Here is an 18851-nt window from a genome sequence, read left to right as displayed (position 1 = left end):
TGACCTATGAAGGAAAACGATCAAATAATCAGGTTTCTCATTTCCATCAGAAGAAAGCTCAGATTTCAACGCCTTTCGAAACAGACGCAATTTGCCATCTTGGCATTTTGCGTCAGCTTTTTAAGTGTGCTCATCGTAGCTAGAGTTGTCGTAACTCCGTACTTATTGGAAAAAGCCCTTTGGTCAGCAGGAGGCGTCTGTTTAGCAGTATTTCTCTTCTACTGGAGAAAAAGACCTTCAACATGGGATGCTGCAAAATATTCCGATGAATTTCTTGAAGAAGATAGACTTGCCACAGCCCTTGATTATGTTAAGGATACCTCCTTGGTCGCACAACTACAGCGTAAAGAGGCTTATCACCATCTCAAGAGAAAAGAAAATGATATCAAAGAGGCAAAATTAAAACATTTTCAACCGAAAATATTACTTATGACCTTGTTAACCGTTTGCGCCATTACCCTATTAATTTTGTTTCCCAACACCAAAATGCAGGAGGCCGAGGCGGTAGAGGCGGAACGTGAAATTGTAGAGGAAACGCTTGAAAATGTAAAAAAAAATGCCGAGGAGTTAAAAGATAACGTAGGCATTAACGAAGAGTTAGAAGAGCTCAAAGATCTTAAAAATGAGAAAGATGCAGATGAGCTATTGAAAGAGCTGATGGAAAAAGAAAATAACTTAGCTGAAAAAATGAAAGAGCTTCAAGAAAAAGAAGACAGCTTGAAAGAACTTGCAAAAGATCAGCCAGATAATTCATTGGCGAACCTTGCATTAAATAAAAAAAATGAGGAACTAGAAAAACTTCTTAATGAAATGAAAAAAAATATCGGTTCCTTATCTGACCAAGAGAAGAAAGAGTTGTCGGAACTTTCGGAAAGCCTTTTAGACCAAGCGAATTTGGATATGGAGGGAATATCTGAGGAGGAACTGGAAGCATTATTAGAGCAACTCGAGGAGATGTTGCAGGACATATCCGCTCTTTCAGATATGGAAGCTTTACAAAATGCCCTCCAAGCAGCAGCTTCTAATCAACACGGGATGATGTCGCAAGCTGGGTTGAACCCCTCAAAGCTAACTTTATCTAATTCAAACAACCCTACCGCAAATCAAACTGCCCAAAACCAAAATCAAGGTCAAGGTCAGGGCCAAGGTCAAGGCCAAGGTCAGGGACAAGGACAGGGTCAAGGCCAAGGTCAAGGCCAAGGACAGGGTCAAGGCCAAGGACAGGGTCATGGCCAAGGACAGGGCCAAGGTCAAGGTGCAGGAGGAGGCAGCCTAGGTCAAGGCCAAGGTCAAGGTGCAGGAGGAGGCCTTGGGGCTGGTGTTGGTGTAGGTGAACAAACCTTTACCGTTCCCTCCAATGTTCAAAGCGATATCCAAAATGAAACAGATGGCGGTCCAACCGGAGAGGGACAATCAGAATATGAAGATGCTCCTGATTCTCCGACCTTAAGAGGGGAAGCTAGACCGTATGGAGAGGTATTCTCTTCCTATGAAAAGTCCTATAGGGAATCACTTGATAGGATGCAATTGCCAGCAAAGTTAGAAAATGTCGTCAAACAATACTTTAGTGAAGTGGATCCGAAGGGAGCAAATTAAGTGATCAGTTTGGAAGAGAAAGAAAAGGAACTCCAATATTATCAAGATACATTGCATGAAGTGAAACAAGAAATCGGAAAGGTGATTGTTGGACAGGAGGAAGTGATTGAACAACTAATTTGGGCGATGTTGTCAGATGGCCATGCTTTGCTTGAAGGAATGCCTGGTGTGGGGAAAACCATGCTTATTCGTACGATATCTGAAGTTTTAAGCTTTGATTTTTCAAGAATCCAGTTTACTCCTGACTTGATGCCATCTGACATTACCGGTACGAAAATGATTGAGATTCATGAAAACGGAAAACAATCCTTCGTGTTTCATGAAGGCCCTATTTTTTCAAATATTGTTCTTGCCGATGAGATAAATCGTGCCACTCCTAAAACACAAAGTTCCTTATTGGAAGCGATGGCGGAGAAGACCGTGACCATCATGGGTGAAACGAGAAAGGTTTCCTCTCCATTCTTTGTGCTCGCAACTCAGAACCCTATTGATATGGAAGGAACGTATCCGCTGCCCGAAGCGCAAATGGACCGTTTTCTTTTGAAAATTAATATGGGCTATCCAAAGAAAGAAGAGCTATATGAGATTATCAAAAGAACAACAGGTACGGAATCCTATCAGGTTCAAAAACTCTTAACTACGGAGAAGATGCAAAAAATCCAGTTGGCTGTAAAGGAAGTACTAGTCTCACAGGAATTGTTAGACTATACTGTACAACTCATCATGGCAACACACCCTGAAGAAGAATATGCCAGTGAGCTTGTGAAAAAATATGTCCGATATGGAGTGGGCCCGCGTGGTGTCCAAAGTTTAATCAAGGTAGCAAAAGCAAGAGCTTTTTGCTCTGGCCGCTTTCATGTATCTAAAGGGGATATCAAGCTTGCTGCCATTCCAGTCCTTCGTCACCGCTTATTCTTAAATTTTGAAGGGGAGGCTTCAGGGGTGAAAGAAGATCTTATTCTTGAAGATGCCATTCAGTACACTGATAAAGTAATGAATGTAAGGTAAATGTTATGTTGAATTCAATGATAACCAAGCAGCTACAGGCCCATACTCTTCAAGCAGGAAAGCTTAAGAGAAGCTGGCATAAAGGAACAAGAAAGTCGACAAGGTTCGGAGCCTCCCATGATTTCTCTGATTATCGCATGTATGAGCAGGGAGACGACCTTAGGCAAGTGGATTGGAATATTTATGCACGTACGCAAAAGCACTACATTAAGAGATACCTAGATGAACAAGAGCTCTCTGCTTCCATTTATCTAGATTGTACAAATTCTATGGCAAGTTCCCCTGCCAAATGGCAGCTAGCCAAAACACTTACAGCTTCCTTTGCCTACATTGGGCTAAGTCAGGATGATCGTATATCCATCATAAGTGTCCATGGAGAGCAGGCTCCTTATTTATATCGTAAAGGTAAAGGCCATCTCTATCAAATGCTTCAATATGTAGAGGAGATAAAAGCGAAAGAGTCCTCCCTACTATTCTCTGAGGCTGCTTTAAACCATGTGCAAAGGAAAAGCAGTGTATCCATTGTTATCAGTGACTTATTGGAGCCTCTTGACTCGGTCATCCACACTTTGAAAATTATCCAAGCTAATCGACAGCAAATATATTTGTTGCAAGTGTTAGAAGAGGATGAAGTAGACCCAAGTTTTGATGGCGACTATATGCTGATTGACAGCGAAACCAATCAGGAAGTAAATGTGACAGTTTCAGATTTTACAAGGAAGAGTTATAAAGAAAAGATGCAACAAAGGATGGAGTTCCTTGAGAGCTTTTGTTTTGAAAGGGGAATCTCATACCTTGTGTGCCATACAGGAGAGAAAGTAGAAGAAATTTTATTCAAAAGGATGACCTCTAAAGGTTGGATTAGGTGATGGGGATGGGTTTTACAGCACCAATATATTTTTTGTTCAGTGCATTTTTACTTTTAGTTATCTTGATGTATTTTTTCCGGAAGCAGTATGATAAAAAAGCGATTCCTTCTGTTTTGTTATGGCAGGAATGGATGAACGAATTTGAAGCCCAGGCATGGTGGAGGAAGCTACAGCACCATCTGCTGTTATATCTTCAGTTATTGGCTCTTTTATTTCTAATTTTCACTTTGACGCAGCCTTTCTTTGAGAAGGAAGGAATAGAAGGAGACCATCTTATTTTCATTGTGGATACATCCGCATCCATGACCGCACTCGAAGGAGAAAAGTCGCGCCTGGAGTTGGCCAAGGAGAAAATGGTGCAAACACTTGATAAAGGGGATGATCAAGAAATGACCATTATAGTTGCCAAAGAGACCCCTGAGATACTATTGGAAAGGTCTCAGTCACAAAAAGAAATAGTTAAACTTGTAGAAGACCTTGGACCTACTTACGCTTCAGCAAATTTGATGGATTCCATCAATTTGGCTAAGAGTCTACTAGGAGAAGAGAACGGAAACATACAGCTTTTAACCGATAATTTTTCCAAAAAAACATCATTGGAGCTTCATAAGAACACGACCTTTTTTGCACACAACATAGGTGAATCCCACCTGAACTTAGCAATAGAAACATTTGGGATAACCATGCGTGAAAACAAAGTAGTTGGTGTAGTTACTGTGAAAAATGAAGGGGACGTTTCCGCCGACTTTGACTTATCTATCTATAATGATGGGGAGGAAGTCTTACAACAAGTTACAGAGAAGGTGGAAGGCAACAAAGTAAAGACTATTTATCTTGAAGAACTGCCACCTGCGACAATGTATAGAGCTGTCGTGAGTGGAGATAAGCAATATAAGTTAGATAATGAGCAATTCGCTTTTCTGGGGCAGCAACAAGACCCTACAGTTTACGTTCATAAGGATATTCACCCATTTGCGAGAAAGGCTGTTGAAATAGCAAGCACCAATGTCATTCACCTTTCCTCAAATTCAACAGAGGAAAATAACTTCGATGGTGTCCATCTAATTAAAGGGGTGGCGAGAAGCGACTGGCCTTCTGGTCCTAAGTTAGTGTTCCTATCAGGTGAAGATGGTGAAGATGAGGTAGAACTTACTGGTGACGTATCGGCAAATATGGCAGATCCATTAACGCAATCAGTGGAAATGGAGAATGTTTATGTGGAAAAGGCATTTACTTCAAAAGAACTTTCTTCATTAGATGTAGTTGCAAGCCGGGGAGAAACGCCGCTGATTCTCTCAGGAATTTATGAAGGTGACCCTATAATAGTGGTTACATTTGAACTTGGTTCGAGTGATTGGCCGCTTCATGCGGGTTTCCCGTTATTCATGTTCCATTCTATTCAGGAATTAACACAGAACAAGGGCATGTTGGGATATTTTTATCCTGGTCAGACGATGGATTATTTTCCCGCATCTGATGTTAGAAAAGCGGAAATCCTCAATGAGGATAATGAGGTGGTCTTCGCTTACAATACCTTTGAACAACCAATTGAACTTCCTCATACCCCAGGTTTGTATACACTAAGAGAAACAAAGGACCAAAAAGAGAAGTCCAGGACTTTTACTATCATGTTAGAGGATACAGAAAAGTCGATCCAGACAGAAGAGAGCTTTACCATATCGGCAGAATCCTCTGTTGATCAAGAAAAGGAGACAACAACAAGCAAAAACATATCTTATTTGTTTTTAATACTTGCTCTTGTCGTACTATTGGTAGAATGGGAGGTTTACAGACGTGGAATTTCAAATTGAACACCCTCTCATGCTTTTATTCCTTATTCCGGTCCTAATCAGTCTTGTTCTGTTTTGCCGTAAGAAGAAAACAAAGCGGAAAAAGGAGTACGTGATCATCTCCTTACGAAGCATTATCTATTTGTTACTGATACTTGGGTTATGTATGCCATCTTTTCTTTCCTCTGTAAATGGGACACATACCGTTTTTCTTGTTGATCAGTCCGACAGTGTAAAAAGGATGGAAGGGGATATCCTTTCCTCGATTAATCAAGCAATCAAGCAAAAAAAAGAAGAAGATAGTTATAGCATTGTTACGTTTTCGGAAAAACCGAAACTTGAACGTTCCTTTACCAATCAACAAGAGACGATTCAACAACTTTCTATAAATGACAGTTCTCAATTCACAAACATAGAAGAGGGATTGGAATTTGCTGCAAATTATATCCCGGAGGATCGTAAAGGAAGAATTGTTTTGATGACTGATGGAGTAGAGACAAATGGGAATAGTGCAAGGCAATCCACCTTCTATTCAGGGAGAAATATAGAGATGGATGCCATGGCTTTTCAGTCACCATATGTGGAAGATGTGTCGCTTCAATCCTTTCATACGCCACAATCAAGCTTTGAAGGGGAAGTGGTCCCCTTCCAAATTGGTTTAGAGGCCAATGTGGACACAACAGCCACCCTGCATATCACTCATAAAAATGAAACCATTATAAAAGAAGAAGTTGATGTGGCAAAAGGGTCGAATAACTATTCCTATTCCATTCCATTAACAGATCCTGGATTGTACACATTTAAAGCAGAAATTTTTCCTAAAGCAGATGAAATTGTGGAAAACAATATCTCTCATTCTTTAACACAAGTATCGGGAGAGCCTAAAGTACTTATGGTCGACCAAGAGGGTGAGGGGGATAATGTGTTTCGCGCACTAGATGCAAGCGGCTGGAAAATTGATCGCATCCATCCAAGCCTGTTGCCGACGACACTAAGTGGTTTCTTGGCTTATGAAAGTATTATTTTCCATAATGTTTCCGGTCATTTATTAAGTGCTACTCAAATGGATCTAATTGAAACCGCAGTAAAGGATTTTGGTGTAGGCTTTACCATGACAGGAGGCAATGAATCCTATGGTCTCGGTGGATATTTCCAGACACCGATAGAGAAAATTCTACCGGTCGAAATGGATGTAAAAGGGAAAAAGGAAATTCCTTCACTTGGTTTAATCATTGTACTGGACCGTTCAGGAAGTATGATGGGAGAAAAATTTGATTTAGCGAAAGAAGCTGCAGCTCGTTCAGTGGAACTGTTAAAAGAGGAAGACACATTTGGATTTATTGCGTTTGACACGGAGGCTTGGGCAGTCGTTGAGACAGAACCGATCAAAAATAAAGATGAGGTTATTGAAACCATTCGTTCAACAGCATTGGGTGGTGGAACAGATATTTTTCCAGCCCTAAACCAGGCTTATCAGCAATTGAATGAGATGGACCTAAAACGCAAGCATATTATTCTATTAACCGATGGACAATCCAATGATGGGCCTTATGAAGAAATCATCGAAGAAGGGTTAACGAACAATGTAACATTATCCACTGTAGCGATCGGTGGAGATGCAGATACGTCCCTGTTGGAGGAACTTGCAGAAATAGGAACAGGTAGGTTTTACGAAGTATATGAGGCTAGCGCAGTACCAAGTATTCTTTCAAGAGAAACCGCCCTTACTACCAAAACATATATTGAAGACAATCCGCATGTACCGACTGTCTATGCAGGATATGAATGGTCCAAAAGATTTGAAAGTGGGACACCGTTTTTAAATACGTATATTGCAACCACCTTGAAATCCAGGGCAGAACAGATCATATCAAGTGAAAAAGAAGACCCGATCCTCGCTCGTATGAATTACGGCCTTGGGAGAACGATCGCCTGGACCTCCGATGTTTCCGGAGCCTGGAGTGGTGGATTTCCATCGTGGGAAGAATGGACCTCTTTTTGGAACGAAATGGTGACATGGTCATTGCCATCCTATGAGCAAGGTGCTTATGACATCACTACCTCCGTTGATGGAGGTAAAGCTTCTGTGAAGGTGGAAGCAACTGAGGATCTATTAATGCCGGTTTCTATATCCATATCAAACAATAAGGGGCAGATTATAGAAGACGCTAAAAGTAAAATGGTGGGACCTGGCCAGTACGAAGTAGAATTTACAGCCATTCCCGATATTTACTTCCTCAACATTACACAAGAAGAGGAAGGGGAGACAGTCTCTACCTTTACAAGCGGCATGGTTGTCCCTTTTTCCACGGAATTTGAACAAAGGCCTGTAAATGTGGAGTTGCTTGAAAGTATTGCTTCTAATCAGTATGGAATGCTATTACAAGATCCTAAAGATGCCTTCCGTCCTTTTCATAAAAATGTGTATCAATCTCAGACGGTTTGGCTGCCTTTTATCATCCTTGCTTTTTTCCTGTTGATAATTGAAATCTTTGTAAGGAGGTTTGGATTGATGCCCCTTGCCTTCTGGAAAAAAGGGAAGCAGAAAGAGGAAAAGGTCAAATCAGAGAGAAAATGGAAAACGCCTGTAATTAAAAGAAAGAAAGAGCCACTAATATCAAGTCAACCTGTAAAAAGAGAAGAGCCGAAAATGGAACAAATGAAAGAATTTAAACCACGAAAAGAAACAGAAGAAAAACCAAAAGAAACAAAAGCGACAGAGGATCGTATGAATCAACTGTTAAAAGCAAAGAACAGAAAACGTAGATAAAACAAAGAGGTTGACAGTAAAGTCAGCCTCTTTGCTTTTTTCTTGATGGTATGTGGAATATGGAAAACCAGTTGATGATGGTCTGAAACGAAATGTTCTTATCTTTCTTGTTTAAATAAAAGAAGCAAAGGACGGCTTGTATTAGGCAGAGTAATGAAGATAACATAAATTTCGTGGAAATAGAGACTTCCATAAAATAGCCAAACGCAATAGGTCCAAGCGCTATACCGACAAATCTGACCGAACCGTACAGAGCCGTCACAAATCCTCGCGCTTCTTTTCTTACAGAATTAGTGATGATGGCATTCATACATGGTAAAACAATACCAATGGAAGTACTAATAAAAGAAATGATCAAAATTGTCCACCAAAGGCTTTCATTAAGCATTATCACTAGTAGAAAAAGACTCAGAAGCAAAAAATTCACAATAAGAATTCGATTGATGTAGTTGCTGAACTTTCCAATTACATTTCCAGTAAGAAAAGAAGCAACCGTCAAAAACAAAAGCGGGAAAGACAGTATAACCCCATTCATAAATCCATGCGTCTCAAACTGACTCTCCAAACGGTCAGAAGAATAAAATAAAATGCCAAAAAGCAGGAAAAGACAAAGTGCACCTGCACTATAACTAGTAAGTAAATAAAACTTATTCTCTTTCATAACCCCTGCTAAATGGCTTACATATTTCTTGAAAACCAATTTTTCAGAAGATGAAGCCTCGTCATTAACATAAAAATAGAACAATATAAACAAAATACTGCAAGCAAGAGGAAAGACAAAGAAAATATAATACCACATGAACAGTGCTATAAGTGCTCCAATCAAAGGTGATACTACTTTCCCCATACTATTGGTTGTCTCCATTAAACTCAATACCTTCAACTGTTTACTTCCTGAAAACAAATCTGCCACTATTGCCATTGCAATTGGAGCTGTACCAGCCGAGCCTATCCCTTGAAGAACCCTGCCAAAAATGATTCCCTCAAATGAAAAAGATGTTTGTAGGATGGAAGCTGTACCTGAAACCAATCCGCCAATACCATAAAGCAAAAGAGATGCAAGGATAATATGCTTTCGGGAGAACCTGTCTGACAAATAGCCGATGAAAGGGATGGTGACTGCTCCCGCGATGGAAAATATCGATAGGATAAGGCTGGCTTGTACTTGAGTCAGGTGAAGATCATGACGGATTTCAGGCAGCACTGGAATAAGCATAGAATTTCCAAGCACAAGAATAAAGGAAGTAGACGTGATGGAAAAAATACTAATATTCTCCGATTCTCTTCGCATCTATATACCTCCAGCGTAGTAAATGTGATTTTTTTATGAATTTGATGAGCAGTGCCTTTTATATCCCAGTGATAAATGGTACGATTTGAATGAAAATGGAAAATACCAAGTGAAAAAAGGTGAAGCACGTGTTAAATTATAGTAAAATACTGGTAATTGGATTATCTGCTGTCATTCTGGCTGCTTGTGGTGGTAATATACCAGATACTACAGATTGGAAACTGGCAAATTTTAAGTACATAAATCAAGATAACGAGCAGGTTAGTTTAGAGGATTTGAAAGGTGAAGTCACAGTCGCAAATTTGGTCTTTACCAACTGTACAACTGTTTGTCCTCCCATGACGGCCAACATGGCCAGGTTGCAAAGGATGGCCGATGAAGAACAATTAGATGTTCAATTTCTATCTTTCTCTGTTGATCCTGAAGTTGATAGTCCTGAAGTACTTAAGGAGTTTGGAGATAACTTTGAAGCGGATTATACTTCTTGGGACTTTTTAACAGGCTATACTCAAGAAGAGATAGAAGCGTTTGGAATGGATAACTTCAAAACAATTGTAGCTAAACCCAAAAACGGAGGAGAAGTAGTCCATGGAACCAGTTTTTATTTAATTGACCAAGAAGGGACAATCATAAAAAGTTATGACGGGTTGGATGTCCCTTACGAGGAAATATTGGAACATGTAGAAATTCTCTTAAGTCAATAATGAAGTAGTTAGGATCACTCTTTTTTATTCCGAGTGATCCTTTTGTTTTTTATCAAGCTCTTCTTCTCTGCTGGCACTCAATCCATCAGTGACTATTACATGTAATTCCTTTGAAAAGAGCTCTTTGGAAACCTCTTCGTTGCAAGCAAGTATTTCTTTTTCCTTCAATTTGAAAGCCTCCTAACCTTTTCATTTTTGAAAAATACACTATAGTATGTTATAAAAAGTGTACTGTCGTATAATGTAAGTAACGATTTAATTCCTTAAAAACAATAAGGAGAATGCCTGATGGTTAAATTTTGGAAAATAGCCTTACTGGGCCTTATAATAATTAGTATGGTTAGTTGTTCTGCAGAAAATTCTTCCAGTTACGTTTTAGAAAAAGCGAAAGAAAGAAGAGAAAGCCAAAGTGAGAGAAAACTTTTTAAAGATTTTTTTAAAGAAGAGTCTGTGGAGAATCAGAATACTATAATAAATATCGAAGAAAAAGAGGAAGTTACGGAAGAGTTTTTTGACAGGTCCTTTAAGTTGGTCTTTTTCGGCGATTCCCTTACGCAAGGGGTTGGAGATGAGTCTCAAAAAGGCGGATTCACTTCCATTATCAAGCAACATTATGAAGCTAAACCATATATCGATAACGTAAGTGTCACCAATCTTGGTGTCAGGGGAAACCGTACAAATCATCTTTTAAAAAGACTTGAAGACCCAGAAGTGCAAGAGGCTCTTGCAGAAGCCGATGTGATCTTCATGACAGTTGGCGGAAATGATTTAATGAAGGTTATCCGTGAAAATTTCTTAGATTTAACCTTTTCACTTTTTGATAAAGAACAAGGATTTTATGCCGAAAGACTGGATAGCGTCCTAGGGGAAGTCAGAAAACATAATGACTCCAGCAGAATTTACCTTGTAGGACTATTCAATCCTTTTTATCACTTTTTTCAAGAAATAGAAGAAATGAATGAGGTAGTGACTAATTGGAATGCTACAACCATTTCAATTCTTGATGAATATCCTAATACAGCCTATGTACCTATACAGGACATCTTTATTGACCCTGAAGAGAATTTACTTGATGATGATCAGTTTCATCCGAACCAAAAAGGGTATCAATTAATAGGTATTAACATTATTAATGAAATAAAACGATTTAATGAGGAGACCTCATTGGAAGAGATGTTAGAAGAAGAGTAGTGGAGAGGATTATGGTGAAAAAAGTTATAAATTGGAAAACGGCATTTCTAAGCTTGCTTGTTATAAATATTTTGATTGCCGGAATCGCTATATTTTTGGTGCTATTGCCTAAACACTCGAAATTCAACCTATCCAGCAGGGAAGATGATCGGAAAAGGGTCGCATTTACCATCCAGTCTGATAAAGAAGACTTAAATGAACTTATACGTTATTATTTGGAAAGAGAAACGCGACGCCCTTTGAATTATGAAGTGGTACTGACTGACAGAGTGGAGCTCAGGGGTGAAATGACTGTGTTTGAAAGAGACATTCCCCTGACCATGACATTTATTCCTGAAGTGCAAGAAAACGGCGATGTTGTATTAAAACAGGACTCCATGTCGATTGGAAGGCTGCAAGTACCTGTGTCCATGGTTTTAAAGTATGTCGGTGATAATTATCCATTACCACCATGGGTAAAGATTATACCGAATGAACAGAGCATCTATGTTTCTTTGCAAGAACTCGAGCTACAAAGTGATACAAAAGTGGAATTCACAAAATTCGATGTCGAACGCGACGACATCGAATTCAAACTCTTAGTCCCTGTTGAGGACTAACTCTAAAAAGGATCGGGCATAGACTGCCCGGTCCTTTTTAAGCTGAAAAAAGCTAAAAAATTTTGGTTGGTTGATTAATCGCCGCTGTTCCTTTCCGCAAATAGCTTCGCTTTCCGCGGGACGGTGCTTGAGCCTCCTCACTTCGTTGCGGGGTCTCAACCTACCGTTACTCCCCCGCTGGAGTCTACGCCATTTGCTCCAATCCACAGCTGAAAGTTACTTAAACAATTCGTTAATGCTTATTGCGGTAACTCGATCAGATTTCTTTTCAAATACCCTTCGATAAATGAGGTCACCTTGTTGATTGAAGTGGAAGGCGCGTAGACGCCCGCGGGAGGAAGGGACAGGGGAGACCCCGCAGGCGAAGACGAGGAGGCTCCCGGACCGCCCGCAGGCAAGCGAAGCGCCTGGAACGGAAATCAACGGTACTATATTCTTATTTATCTTTTTAAACCATTTTTATTTTATAAAATTTATTTGGTGCTACAGCGCCAAGGGGCTTAGTAATATAATCCACCCAATTTTTTTGGAACTGGGCATATGCCTTTACCATTACGCTCCCCATGAATACATTATGTATTAGGAAAGAGGGGGAGGTGTAGAGCATGGGTGGTTCTGGTTATGGATCAGGCTTCGCGTTAATAGTTGTTCTGTTTATTTTATTGGTGATTGTTGGTGCGGGAGTCCTCCACTATTAATTACTAATGTTCGATAAGTTCCTTTTGTAGAGGAGGTGACAGCTATGAGTTGGTGTGGTTGCGGTTACGGTCAAGTAGCAGGTGCAGGATACGGCGGTGGTTACGGAAGCTCTTTCGTATTAATCGTAGTATTGTTTATTCTATTAATCATCGTTGGTGCTGCTTGGTGCTAATGAAATAGAAAATGGTGCTCAATCACAAGTTGATTGAGCATTTTCCATGTTATGGCGCTAAAAAAATTGCTTCCAAAGGTGGACGATTGTTGACAAGTCCAACAGCCACGATGGTATAAGAAACATCCGGTTTCAAGCTTACCCTGTTTAGGGGGAGTACGATATCTTTTGTACCTGCAATTCGTACTTCAAGATCGACAGTCATCGGCGTAAGTCCGAGATAGTCTGATATGCCGGTATAAGGAATATCAGAAAAAACTACATCGCCTTTCTTGACCCCAATATCAACAGACGGTGCATCAGGGGACAAGTGCCAAAAACGCAGCTTAGATTCACTTTGAGGTATAGACGGATCATCTTCTACAGGTATTAGCTGAAGACTATCCCTTGTACCAGCTATTGCAACAGTAAAAGACTTACCAGTGCTTGCCTGAAGGGTACCTTCAGATAGTTTTTCACCACTTTGGAAAATTTCTATTTTAATGTTAGTTGGTTTTATTTCTACATAACTGCTGCTGTTCGTATAACGGAGATCTGTCCATCTTGGATTGTTATTTACATGAACATCCACTGCCGCTGTTCCTGGGGATGCATGGAGGACTCTTAATCGTGAGCTAACACTCGCTTCAGGGTTTCTTTTGGGTGGTTCCTGAATAGAATTCACCCATTGCTGCAGATGAAAGTAGTGCATATGATAAAAATAAATATGACGTTGTGGATCTATATATTTATAATAATCAGCCAGTAATTGATATTGTCCTGCGAGGAAGTAATTTTCATCATGGTTCATGTTTGCATACACCCTCCATTTATTCCTGATGCTAAATGGATATGCAAAGAAAAGTGAAATATTAACAATATTACGCATTACTAAGAAAAAAGGATAAAAGGCGAGGTGCGCCTTTTATCCTTTTTGGTATTCTGCATGCTTGATGAAAGTGATTTCCTCATCTACATTGCCACAAGTAGCACATTGGATTTTTTGTGAAGGCCCTTTATAAGGGATATGAAAAGGATCCATGGTGCCGGATGTATATTCCTCCACAACCTCACCTGATTGAGGATTTAACTTTACGGATTTTGCCACTTGTTCGATGATGTTAAAACGTGAACGGTTAGTTTTACAATTTGGGCATAGATATGGGGATGCCATATTAAATCCGCCTCCTTTAATAGTAGCTTTTTCAAACCAGGTAATTTTTATGCGAAACCAAAAACAAACGGTCCTACTAAAGTAGAACCGTTTGTAAATCATGCTGCTTTTTCGTTTGAGATATCATTTGAATCAAGTTCGAAATCTGTCTTTCTAGCTGCAATAGCTTTTACATAGAACAACCCAATAATAATGATTGTAAACATAGCAGCACCGATATATGATGCTTCAATTGGTAAACGGAAGCCTATTGGAGCATTTAATATATATGTCGTTGTTGCCATTGTCATAAATATTGCTGGAATCATGGCAATATAATATTGTTTCCTAGCAATGAATAGATACATGGCGCCTACCCATAATGCTATAACAGCGGTGGATTGATTTGCCCAAGAGAAGTATCTCCATAATAATTCAAAATCAATTTTCGTCAGTACAAATGAAATGACAAACAAAGGAGCTGCAATCCAAATTCGGCTGAAAATTTTCTTTTGTGAAATATTGAAGTAATCAGCAATAATCATGCGAGCACTGCGGAAAGCAGTATCACCAGATGTAATAGGAAGGATAATAACCCCGATGACCGCCATCGTTCCACCGATAGCTCCAAGCATTGTTACAGAAACTTCACTTACAACTGCACCAGGTCCACCATTGGCTAAGATTTCGCTCAATCCTGCCGACCCATTGAACAAACTCATACCTGCTGCTGCCCAGATCATGGCAATGATACCTTCTGCAATCATCATGCCGTAAAAAATTCGACGGCCTTGCTTTTCATTCTGAGTAGTTCTGGAAATAATAGGTGTTTGCGTTGCATGGAAACCAGAAAGTGCCCCACATGAAATAGTTAAGAATAATAATGGGAAGATAGGCACGTTATCTGGGTGCATATTGGTGAAACTTAATTCGGGAATTGGAGCTCCTGTCACAACTAATGATATTCCCACACCTAAAGCACTTATTAATAATAGTGCTCCAAAAATAGGATATAAGCGACCGATGACCTTATCAATCGGTAGCATTGTTGCGAAAATATAATAGATGAAAATAGCTAAAATAATTATACCTAGTGCAACTTTTCCTTCTGCTAGCGTATGAATTAATCCCGCCGGCGCCGTTACGAAAACGGTTCCAACTAAAAGTAAAAGTAAGATAGCAAATGCATTGACTGTATGCTTCATAAATTTTCCGAGGAACTTACCGGCAAGTTCAGGCAAATGGGCACCGCGGTTTCGAATGGATATCATACCAGTCAGGTAATCATGAACCGCCCCGGCAAAAATACACCCTAAGACAATCCATAAAAATGCCACTGGACCATATAGTGCACCCAAGATCGGTCCGAATATTGGTCCGACCCCTGCTATATTTAATAACTGAATCAAGGAATTTTTATTTTGACCTAACGGAAGATAATCAACCCCGTCTTGATTGGAATAAGCGGGTGTTTTTCTAGTATCTTTAATACCGAAAACTTTTTCTACAAATCTACCATAAATAAAATAACCTACTATTAATAAGGCAATACCTGTTAAGAATGTATACAAAATGAAGACCCCTTTCTCTTTTATGGAGTATCCTCATTATAAATGAAAAGGCTTTCATTTGTTGTTTGAGTGGCCAAGATGTGCAAAAACAGAAATAACATGTCGGTATCGAATACTGACATGTTATAGTTCGAGTTTCTTTCTTAATGCTTTTACGTAATTACGGCTTACAGAGAGCTTTTCGGAGCTGCCAGTAAGCTCCAGCATATATGCGCCATTGAACCAAGGTGTCAATTTTGTCACATAATTTAGATTAACAAGATAGCTTTTATGTATCCGGAAAAATGGGTAGACTTGCAATCTTTCCTCCAAGTCCTTTAAAGCGAGTTTTGACTCAAAGTTGCGGGTGTTTGTATGTATTCGTGAAATTCGATCGTCTCTGCTGATATAAAGGATATCAAGAGGATCTAGGTAATAAATTTCATTTTCATATTCCACTGCCAGCTTAGAGGAAGCAGGTTGTTGTTGAGTTTCCTTTTCTGGTGCTAAATGTTTAATAAGTCGGCACACGGTTTGGGATAATTGCTCCTCATCGAAAGGTTTTAATAGATAATCAACCGCTTCATGTCGAAAAGCATCCACTGCAAAATTAGGAAAGGCAGTGGCAAAAACAATAAGAGGTGACTTTTTTAACTCTTTTAAATGCTTGGCGACATCCAAGCCGTTCATTTTTGGCATTTCTATATCTAAAAAGACGACATCGGGTTGATGTTGCATGCAGAGTAAAAGAGCGTCTTCACCTGTTGCTGCTTCTCCTATTACTTGCAGACAATCATGCTCTTCTAATAAATGCTTTAGTTCATCACGGCTGTATGGTTCATCGTCCACGATGATTGTTTTTATGTTATCCATTTGTTTTATCATCCTTATTTAATTTTTTGGCAATGGTAAAAGAAACAGTGGTACCAATGCTTGCTTCACTATTAAAATGCAATTTTGCTTGATTGCCAAACATCATTATAAGTCTTTTATTAATATTGTAAAGGCCAACCCCAGTACCAGTAGGGGAAGAGACCTGATCTTGCCCAAGTTCACTTATTCTTTCCCTGGTCATGCCTATTCCATTGTCGCTTATAGAGATGTAAATATCAGATTCGCGCTCTTTTATTTCGATAATTAAATGTGCATTTTCCTCCCTGTCTTTAAGTCCGTGTTTAACCCCGTTTTCAACAATTGGCTGCAAGGAAAGGGGAGGAACAAGATAGGAAAGCGCTGATTCATCAACATGATAGGTTACGGTAAGACGATCGGAAAACCTGGCTTCCTCTACAGACAAATATGCCTGAACATGTTTTAACTCTTCCTGGACAGTGGTCCATTTTGCAGTTGTCGCCGTCAGGTTTTGACGAAAGAAATGTGAAAGAGAAATCAGTAGTTTTCTTGCTTTCTTAGGATCGGTGCGAATTAATGAAACAATTACATTCAAAGAATTGAAGAGAAAATGGGGGCTGATTTGAGCTTGAAGAGCTTTGATTTCAGCTTCCTTTACTAGTTTGGATGCATTTTCAGCTTCAGAAATTTCCAACTGATGACTCATAAGGGAACTGAGTCCGGTTATTAACTGGATGACCACATTATCTATTTCTTTGTCTGAAGAAAAGTAAAATTTGAGTGTTCCCACTGTTTCATCCCTTTTCTTTAACGGAGCAATAACCACAGCACCAAGTGGACAAGACGGGTCCTGACACTGTATGTCATTTTTACCTGCTACCAACAAATTTCCGTATCTCAGTACTTGTTTCGTGCTATGAGTTTGGATGGGGGAGAGGGCTTTATGATGATTATTGCCCAATCCTACATGTGCCAGAATCTTCTCCATATCTGTTATGGCTACAGCACTGGCATTTACTTCCCGATAAATTATCTTGCACGTCTCTTTAGCAGATTCCGGCGTTAATCCTTTTCTGAGGTGTGTCAATGTATTCTCTGCTAGCGACAAGGCTTTTTGAGCTTGTACTGCTCCCACTTTTTCCTCTTCGTTAATGACGGTTAAGATGATGAGGAAAAAGAGGGCAGACCCAACCCCGTTAGCAAAAATCATGGGAAGTCCGATACTTTCCACAAGGGCGAGAGCCTTCGAGAATGGTTGAGAACTAAGGAGAATGATGCCCATCTGAATGGATTCAGCTAATGCTCCGGTCAGAAGCGCAACTGCAACGCTGATTCTTTTCCCCTTATACTTGCTTCGTATGAAACCTGCCAAAAGGCCTGCTACTACAGCAGAAAAGCCACATGAAAAAGCAGTGAAACCACCAAGACTCATGCGATGTATACCAGCAATCAACCCTGCGCCAATTCCCACTTTATATCCACCGAGAAGACCAGCCATCACAATTCCTATCACACGGGAGTTAGCAATTGCCTCTGAATCGTTTAGTTCCGTGATCCAACGATTGAAACCTAATGTTTCCGTACTAAAAGCGAGACCAGTATAAGTACCGATAATACCGAAAAAGCCAAAAAACAGAATAGCATATGCTTGCTGTTTTCTATCAATTTGCTGCCGATTGATCAACTGTCTGAAGAAAGATAGCCTAGTCATGATAAAAGCAACGGTTACAATAATACCAAGTCGCTCTAACATGGTTAACAATAATTCAAACATACTTCACGCCCCACTTAAAACCTGATGTGCTAATGGTAGCATAACCAAACCTTTCCGTTAAGATTAAATTCAGTTACAGAAAAAAGCATGATTTCCTCCAAGGAGATAATCATGCTTAGTTTCTATTTTGTTTAAAATGCGCTTGTATTTGCCCTTTTAACATTTGTTTTTTCCAATTTTCATTCTCTTTTTCTTTCTTTTTCCACTCTCTGCGTATTTCATGAGTCTGGACGCCTTCTTCCATCTGATTGGCAATTTCCATCAGCCTTTCGACATCAGAGAAGGAATACTTGCGAATGCCCGAGCCTGATCTGGCAGGAAAGATTAACTTTCTTTCCTCGTAATATCTAATCTGTCTTTCTGATAAACCAGTAAGATCGCGTACCGTGCCAATTGAAATGACTTTTCTCTCTTTCAAAGATGGATCTTCCTGTGTCATAGCCATTCACATCCTATTCTAGAGCTCTTACAGTTATTATAGTACATTTCTTTCGTGAACTCCTGTGTGTTTGTAAGAAAACCTTACACTTAAATGATGTTTTTTATATTTTCCGTGTGATAACTTCTGACAGAAATAAAGAATTCAACTTATATGTTAATTAAACTGTAATAAAGAGAGGTGAGTGGAATGGCAAAGATACTAAACAAGGCTATCAAGGATGCCAAAGAGTATTATATAACCAAACTTGTTAATGCGGGTTTTTTCATGAATCATAGTGTTCTTTCCACCTACACGTTAAGTGAATTGAAAAAAGAATATACGAATTTAATTGAAAAAGGGAGGAGATAAAGTTGCAGGGGTTTCTAAATACTGATTCATTTAAACTTGCTAATGATATTATTAAACTGGATTG

Annotated in this window: 19 protein-coding genes; 11 read left to right on the top strand and 8 right to left on the bottom strand. The window is 39.5% G+C overall.

Annotation, left to right across the window (positions count from 1 at the left end; all coding sequences use genetic code 11):
• Positions 1 to 6: 6 nt before the first annotated feature.
• Genes B4U37_RS12170 through B4U37_RS12150 form a run of 5 tightly spaced genes read left to right on the top strand, consistent with a single transcriptional unit; the run spans position 7 to position 8033 of the window.
• Positions 7 to 1596: a DUF8809 domain-containing protein gene (locus B4U37_RS12170; RefSeq protein ID WP_088018452.1), complete on the top strand. Its 1590-nt coding sequence runs from the start codon at positions 7 to 9 to the stop codon at positions 1594 to 1596.
• Complete coding sequence (locus B4U37_RS12165; protein WP_088018451.1) at positions 1597 to 2604, top strand: AAA family ATPase; 1008 nt, start codon at positions 1597 to 1599, stop codon at positions 2602 to 2604.
• Between the two features lie 5 nt (positions 2605 to 2609).
• A complete protein-coding gene (locus B4U37_RS12160; protein WP_088018450.1) occupies positions 2610 to 3473 on the top strand; it encodes a DUF58 domain-containing protein in 864 nt (287 codons plus the stop codon).
• A gap of 5 nt (positions 3474 to 3478) precedes the next feature.
• A complete protein-coding gene (locus B4U37_RS12155; RefSeq protein ID WP_198317023.1) occupies positions 3479 to 5284 on the top strand; it encodes a vWA domain-containing protein in 1806 nt (601 codons plus the stop codon).
• Positions 5268 to 8033 (top strand): VWA domain-containing protein, encoded by a 2766-nt coding sequence (locus B4U37_RS12150; protein ID WP_088018448.1) that lies wholly within the window; start codon positions 5268 to 5270, stop codon positions 8031 to 8033. Before B4U37_RS12155 ends, B4U37_RS12150 begins: the two co-directional genes overlap by 17 nt.
• Before the next feature lie 22 nt (positions 8034 to 8055).
• Here B4U37_RS12150 and B4U37_RS12145 read toward each other — a convergent pair whose 3' ends face one another.
• Entirely contained in the window at positions 8056 to 9324 is a 1269-nt protein-coding gene (locus B4U37_RS12145) for an MFS transporter (RefSeq protein WP_088018447.1), read from the bottom strand.
• Between the two features lie 128 nt (positions 9325 to 9452).
• On the opposite strand from B4U37_RS12145, the gene B4U37_RS12140 reads away from it, so the two are divergent.
• Complete coding sequence (locus B4U37_RS12140; RefSeq protein ID WP_425444112.1) at positions 9453 to 10028, top strand: SCO family protein; 576 nt, start codon at positions 9453 to 9455, stop codon at positions 10026 to 10028.
• A 24-nt stretch (positions 10029 to 10052) separates the two neighbouring features.
• On the opposite strand, the gene B4U37_RS21985 is transcribed toward B4U37_RS12140, so the two are convergent.
• A complete protein-coding gene (locus tag B4U37_RS21985) occupies positions 10053 to 10196 on the bottom strand; it encodes a hypothetical protein (RefSeq protein ID WP_010193857.1) in 144 nt (47 codons plus the stop codon).
• Positions 10197 to 10316: 120 nt separating this feature from the next.
• Between B4U37_RS21985 and B4U37_RS12135 the strand changes: the two genes are divergently transcribed.
• The 4 genes from B4U37_RS12135 (at position 10317) to B4U37_RS12120 (ending at position 12689) form a co-directional block, all read left to right on the top strand.
• Positions 10317 to 11219 (top strand): SGNH/GDSL hydrolase family protein, encoded by a 903-nt coding sequence (locus B4U37_RS12135; RefSeq protein WP_088018446.1) that lies wholly within the window; start codon positions 10317 to 10319, stop codon positions 11217 to 11219.
• Between the two features lie 11 nt (positions 11220 to 11230).
• Positions 11231 to 11818, top strand: coding sequence for a YpmS family protein (locus tag B4U37_RS12130; protein ID WP_088018445.1), 588 nt, complete (start codon positions 11231 to 11233; stop codon positions 11816 to 11818).
• A 605-nt stretch (positions 11819 to 12423) separates the two neighbouring features.
• Entirely contained in the window at positions 12424 to 12516 is a 93-nt protein-coding gene (locus tag B4U37_RS12125) for a YjcZ family sporulation protein (protein WP_010193868.1), read from the top strand.
• A 44-nt stretch (positions 12517 to 12560) separates the two neighbouring features.
• Positions 12561 to 12689 (top strand): YjcZ family sporulation protein, encoded by a 129-nt coding sequence (locus B4U37_RS12120; RefSeq protein ID WP_010193870.1) that lies wholly within the window; start codon positions 12561 to 12563, stop codon positions 12687 to 12689.
• A gap of 49 nt (positions 12690 to 12738) precedes the next feature.
• On the opposite strand, the gene B4U37_RS12115 is transcribed toward B4U37_RS12120, so the two are convergent.
• From B4U37_RS12115 to B4U37_RS12090, 6 genes are all read right to left on the bottom strand, one after another.
• Positions 12739 to 13491, bottom strand: a complete 753-nt coding sequence (locus tag B4U37_RS12115; RefSeq protein ID WP_157663778.1) for a DUF4397 domain-containing protein — start codon at positions 13489 to 13491, stop codon at positions 12739 to 12741.
• Positions 13492 to 13593: 102 nt separating this feature from the next.
• Positions 13594 to 13842 (bottom strand): hypothetical protein, encoded by a 249-nt coding sequence (locus tag B4U37_RS12110; protein WP_010193873.1) that lies wholly within the window; start codon positions 13840 to 13842, stop codon positions 13594 to 13596.
• A gap of 98 nt (positions 13843 to 13940) precedes the next feature.
• Positions 13941 to 15392 carry a carbon starvation CstA family protein gene (locus B4U37_RS12105; protein WP_088018443.1) on the bottom strand — a complete coding sequence of 484 codons (1452 nt, stop codon included), beginning with the start codon at positions 15390 to 15392 and terminating at the stop codon, positions 13941 to 13943.
• A 123-nt stretch (positions 15393 to 15515) separates the two neighbouring features.
• Entirely contained in the window at positions 15516 to 16244 is a 729-nt protein-coding gene (locus tag B4U37_RS12100) for a LytR/AlgR family response regulator transcription factor (protein WP_088018442.1), read from the bottom strand.
• A complete protein-coding gene (locus B4U37_RS12095; protein WP_088018441.1) occupies positions 16237 to 17997 on the bottom strand; it encodes a sensor histidine kinase in 1761 nt (586 codons plus the stop codon). Before B4U37_RS12095 ends, B4U37_RS12100 begins: the two co-directional genes overlap by 8 nt.
• A gap of 115 nt (positions 17998 to 18112) precedes the next feature.
• Positions 18113 to 18436, bottom strand: a complete 324-nt coding sequence (locus tag B4U37_RS12090) for a MerR family transcriptional regulator (RefSeq protein ID WP_088018440.1) — start codon at positions 18434 to 18436, stop codon at positions 18113 to 18115.
• Positions 18437 to 18625: 189 nt separating this feature from the next.
• On the opposite strand from B4U37_RS12090, the gene B4U37_RS12085 reads away from it, so the two are divergent.
• A complete protein-coding gene (locus tag B4U37_RS12085) occupies positions 18626 to 18787 on the top strand; it encodes a Fur-regulated basic protein FbpA (protein WP_088018439.1) in 162 nt (53 codons plus the stop codon).
• Positions 18788 to 18851 lie beyond the last annotated feature (64 nt).

The organism is Sutcliffiella horikoshii, from assembly GCF_002157855.1.
In the GTDB taxonomy this organism is placed as follows: domain Bacteria; phylum Bacillota; class Bacilli; order Bacillales; family Bacillaceae_I; genus Sutcliffiella_A; species Sutcliffiella_A horikoshii_C.
Note: the sequence above shows the minus strand (reverse complement) of the source record. Positions and strands in the feature narration are given on the sequence as shown.

Bases quoted from the DNA above. Each gene is read 5' to 3' on its own strand.
- B4U37_RS12170 (WP_088018452.1), top strand. From the start codon at position 7: ATGAAGGAAAACGATCAAATAATCAGGTTTCTCATTTCCATCAGAAGA.
- B4U37_RS12160 (WP_088018450.1), top strand. From the start codon at position 2,610: ATGTTGAATTCAATGATAACCAAGCAGCTACAGGCCCATACTCTTCAA.
- B4U37_RS12155 (WP_198317023.1), top strand. From the start codon at position 3,479: ATGGGTTTTACAGCACCAATATATTTTTTGTTCAGTGCATTTTTACTT.
- B4U37_RS12145 (WP_088018447.1), bottom strand. From the start codon at position 9,324: ATGCGAAGAGAATCGGAGAATATTAGTATTTTTTCCATCACGTCTACT.
- B4U37_RS12135 (WP_088018446.1), top strand. From the start codon at position 10,317: ATGGTTAAATTTTGGAAAATAGCCTTACTGGGCCTTATAATAATTAGT.
- B4U37_RS12130 (WP_088018445.1), top strand. From the start codon at position 11,231: ATGGTGAAAAAAGTTATAAATTGGAAAACGGCATTTCTAAGCTTGCTT.
- B4U37_RS12125 (WP_010193868.1), top strand. From the start codon at position 12,424: ATGGGTGGTTCTGGTTATGGATCAGGCTTCGCGTTAATAGTTGTTCTG.
- B4U37_RS12120 (WP_010193870.1), top strand. From the start codon at position 12,561: ATGAGTTGGTGTGGTTGCGGTTACGGTCAAGTAGCAGGTGCAGGATAC.
- B4U37_RS12110 (WP_010193873.1), bottom strand. From the start codon at position 13,842: ATGGCATCCCCATATCTATGCCCAAATTGTAAAACTAACCGTTCACGT.
- B4U37_RS12100 (WP_088018442.1), bottom strand. From the start codon at position 16,244: ATGGATAACATAAAAACAATCATCGTGGACGATGAACCATACAGCCGT.
- B4U37_RS12095 (WP_088018441.1), bottom strand. From the start codon at position 17,997: ATGTTTGAATTATTGTTAACCATGTTAGAGCGACTTGGTATTATTGTA.
- B4U37_RS12090 (WP_088018440.1), bottom strand. From the start codon at position 18,436: ATGACACAGGAAGATCCATCTTTGAAAGAGAGAAAAGTCATTTCAATT.
- B4U37_RS12085 (WP_088018439.1), top strand. From the start codon at position 18,626: ATGGCAAAGATACTAAACAAGGCTATCAAGGATGCCAAAGAGTATTAT.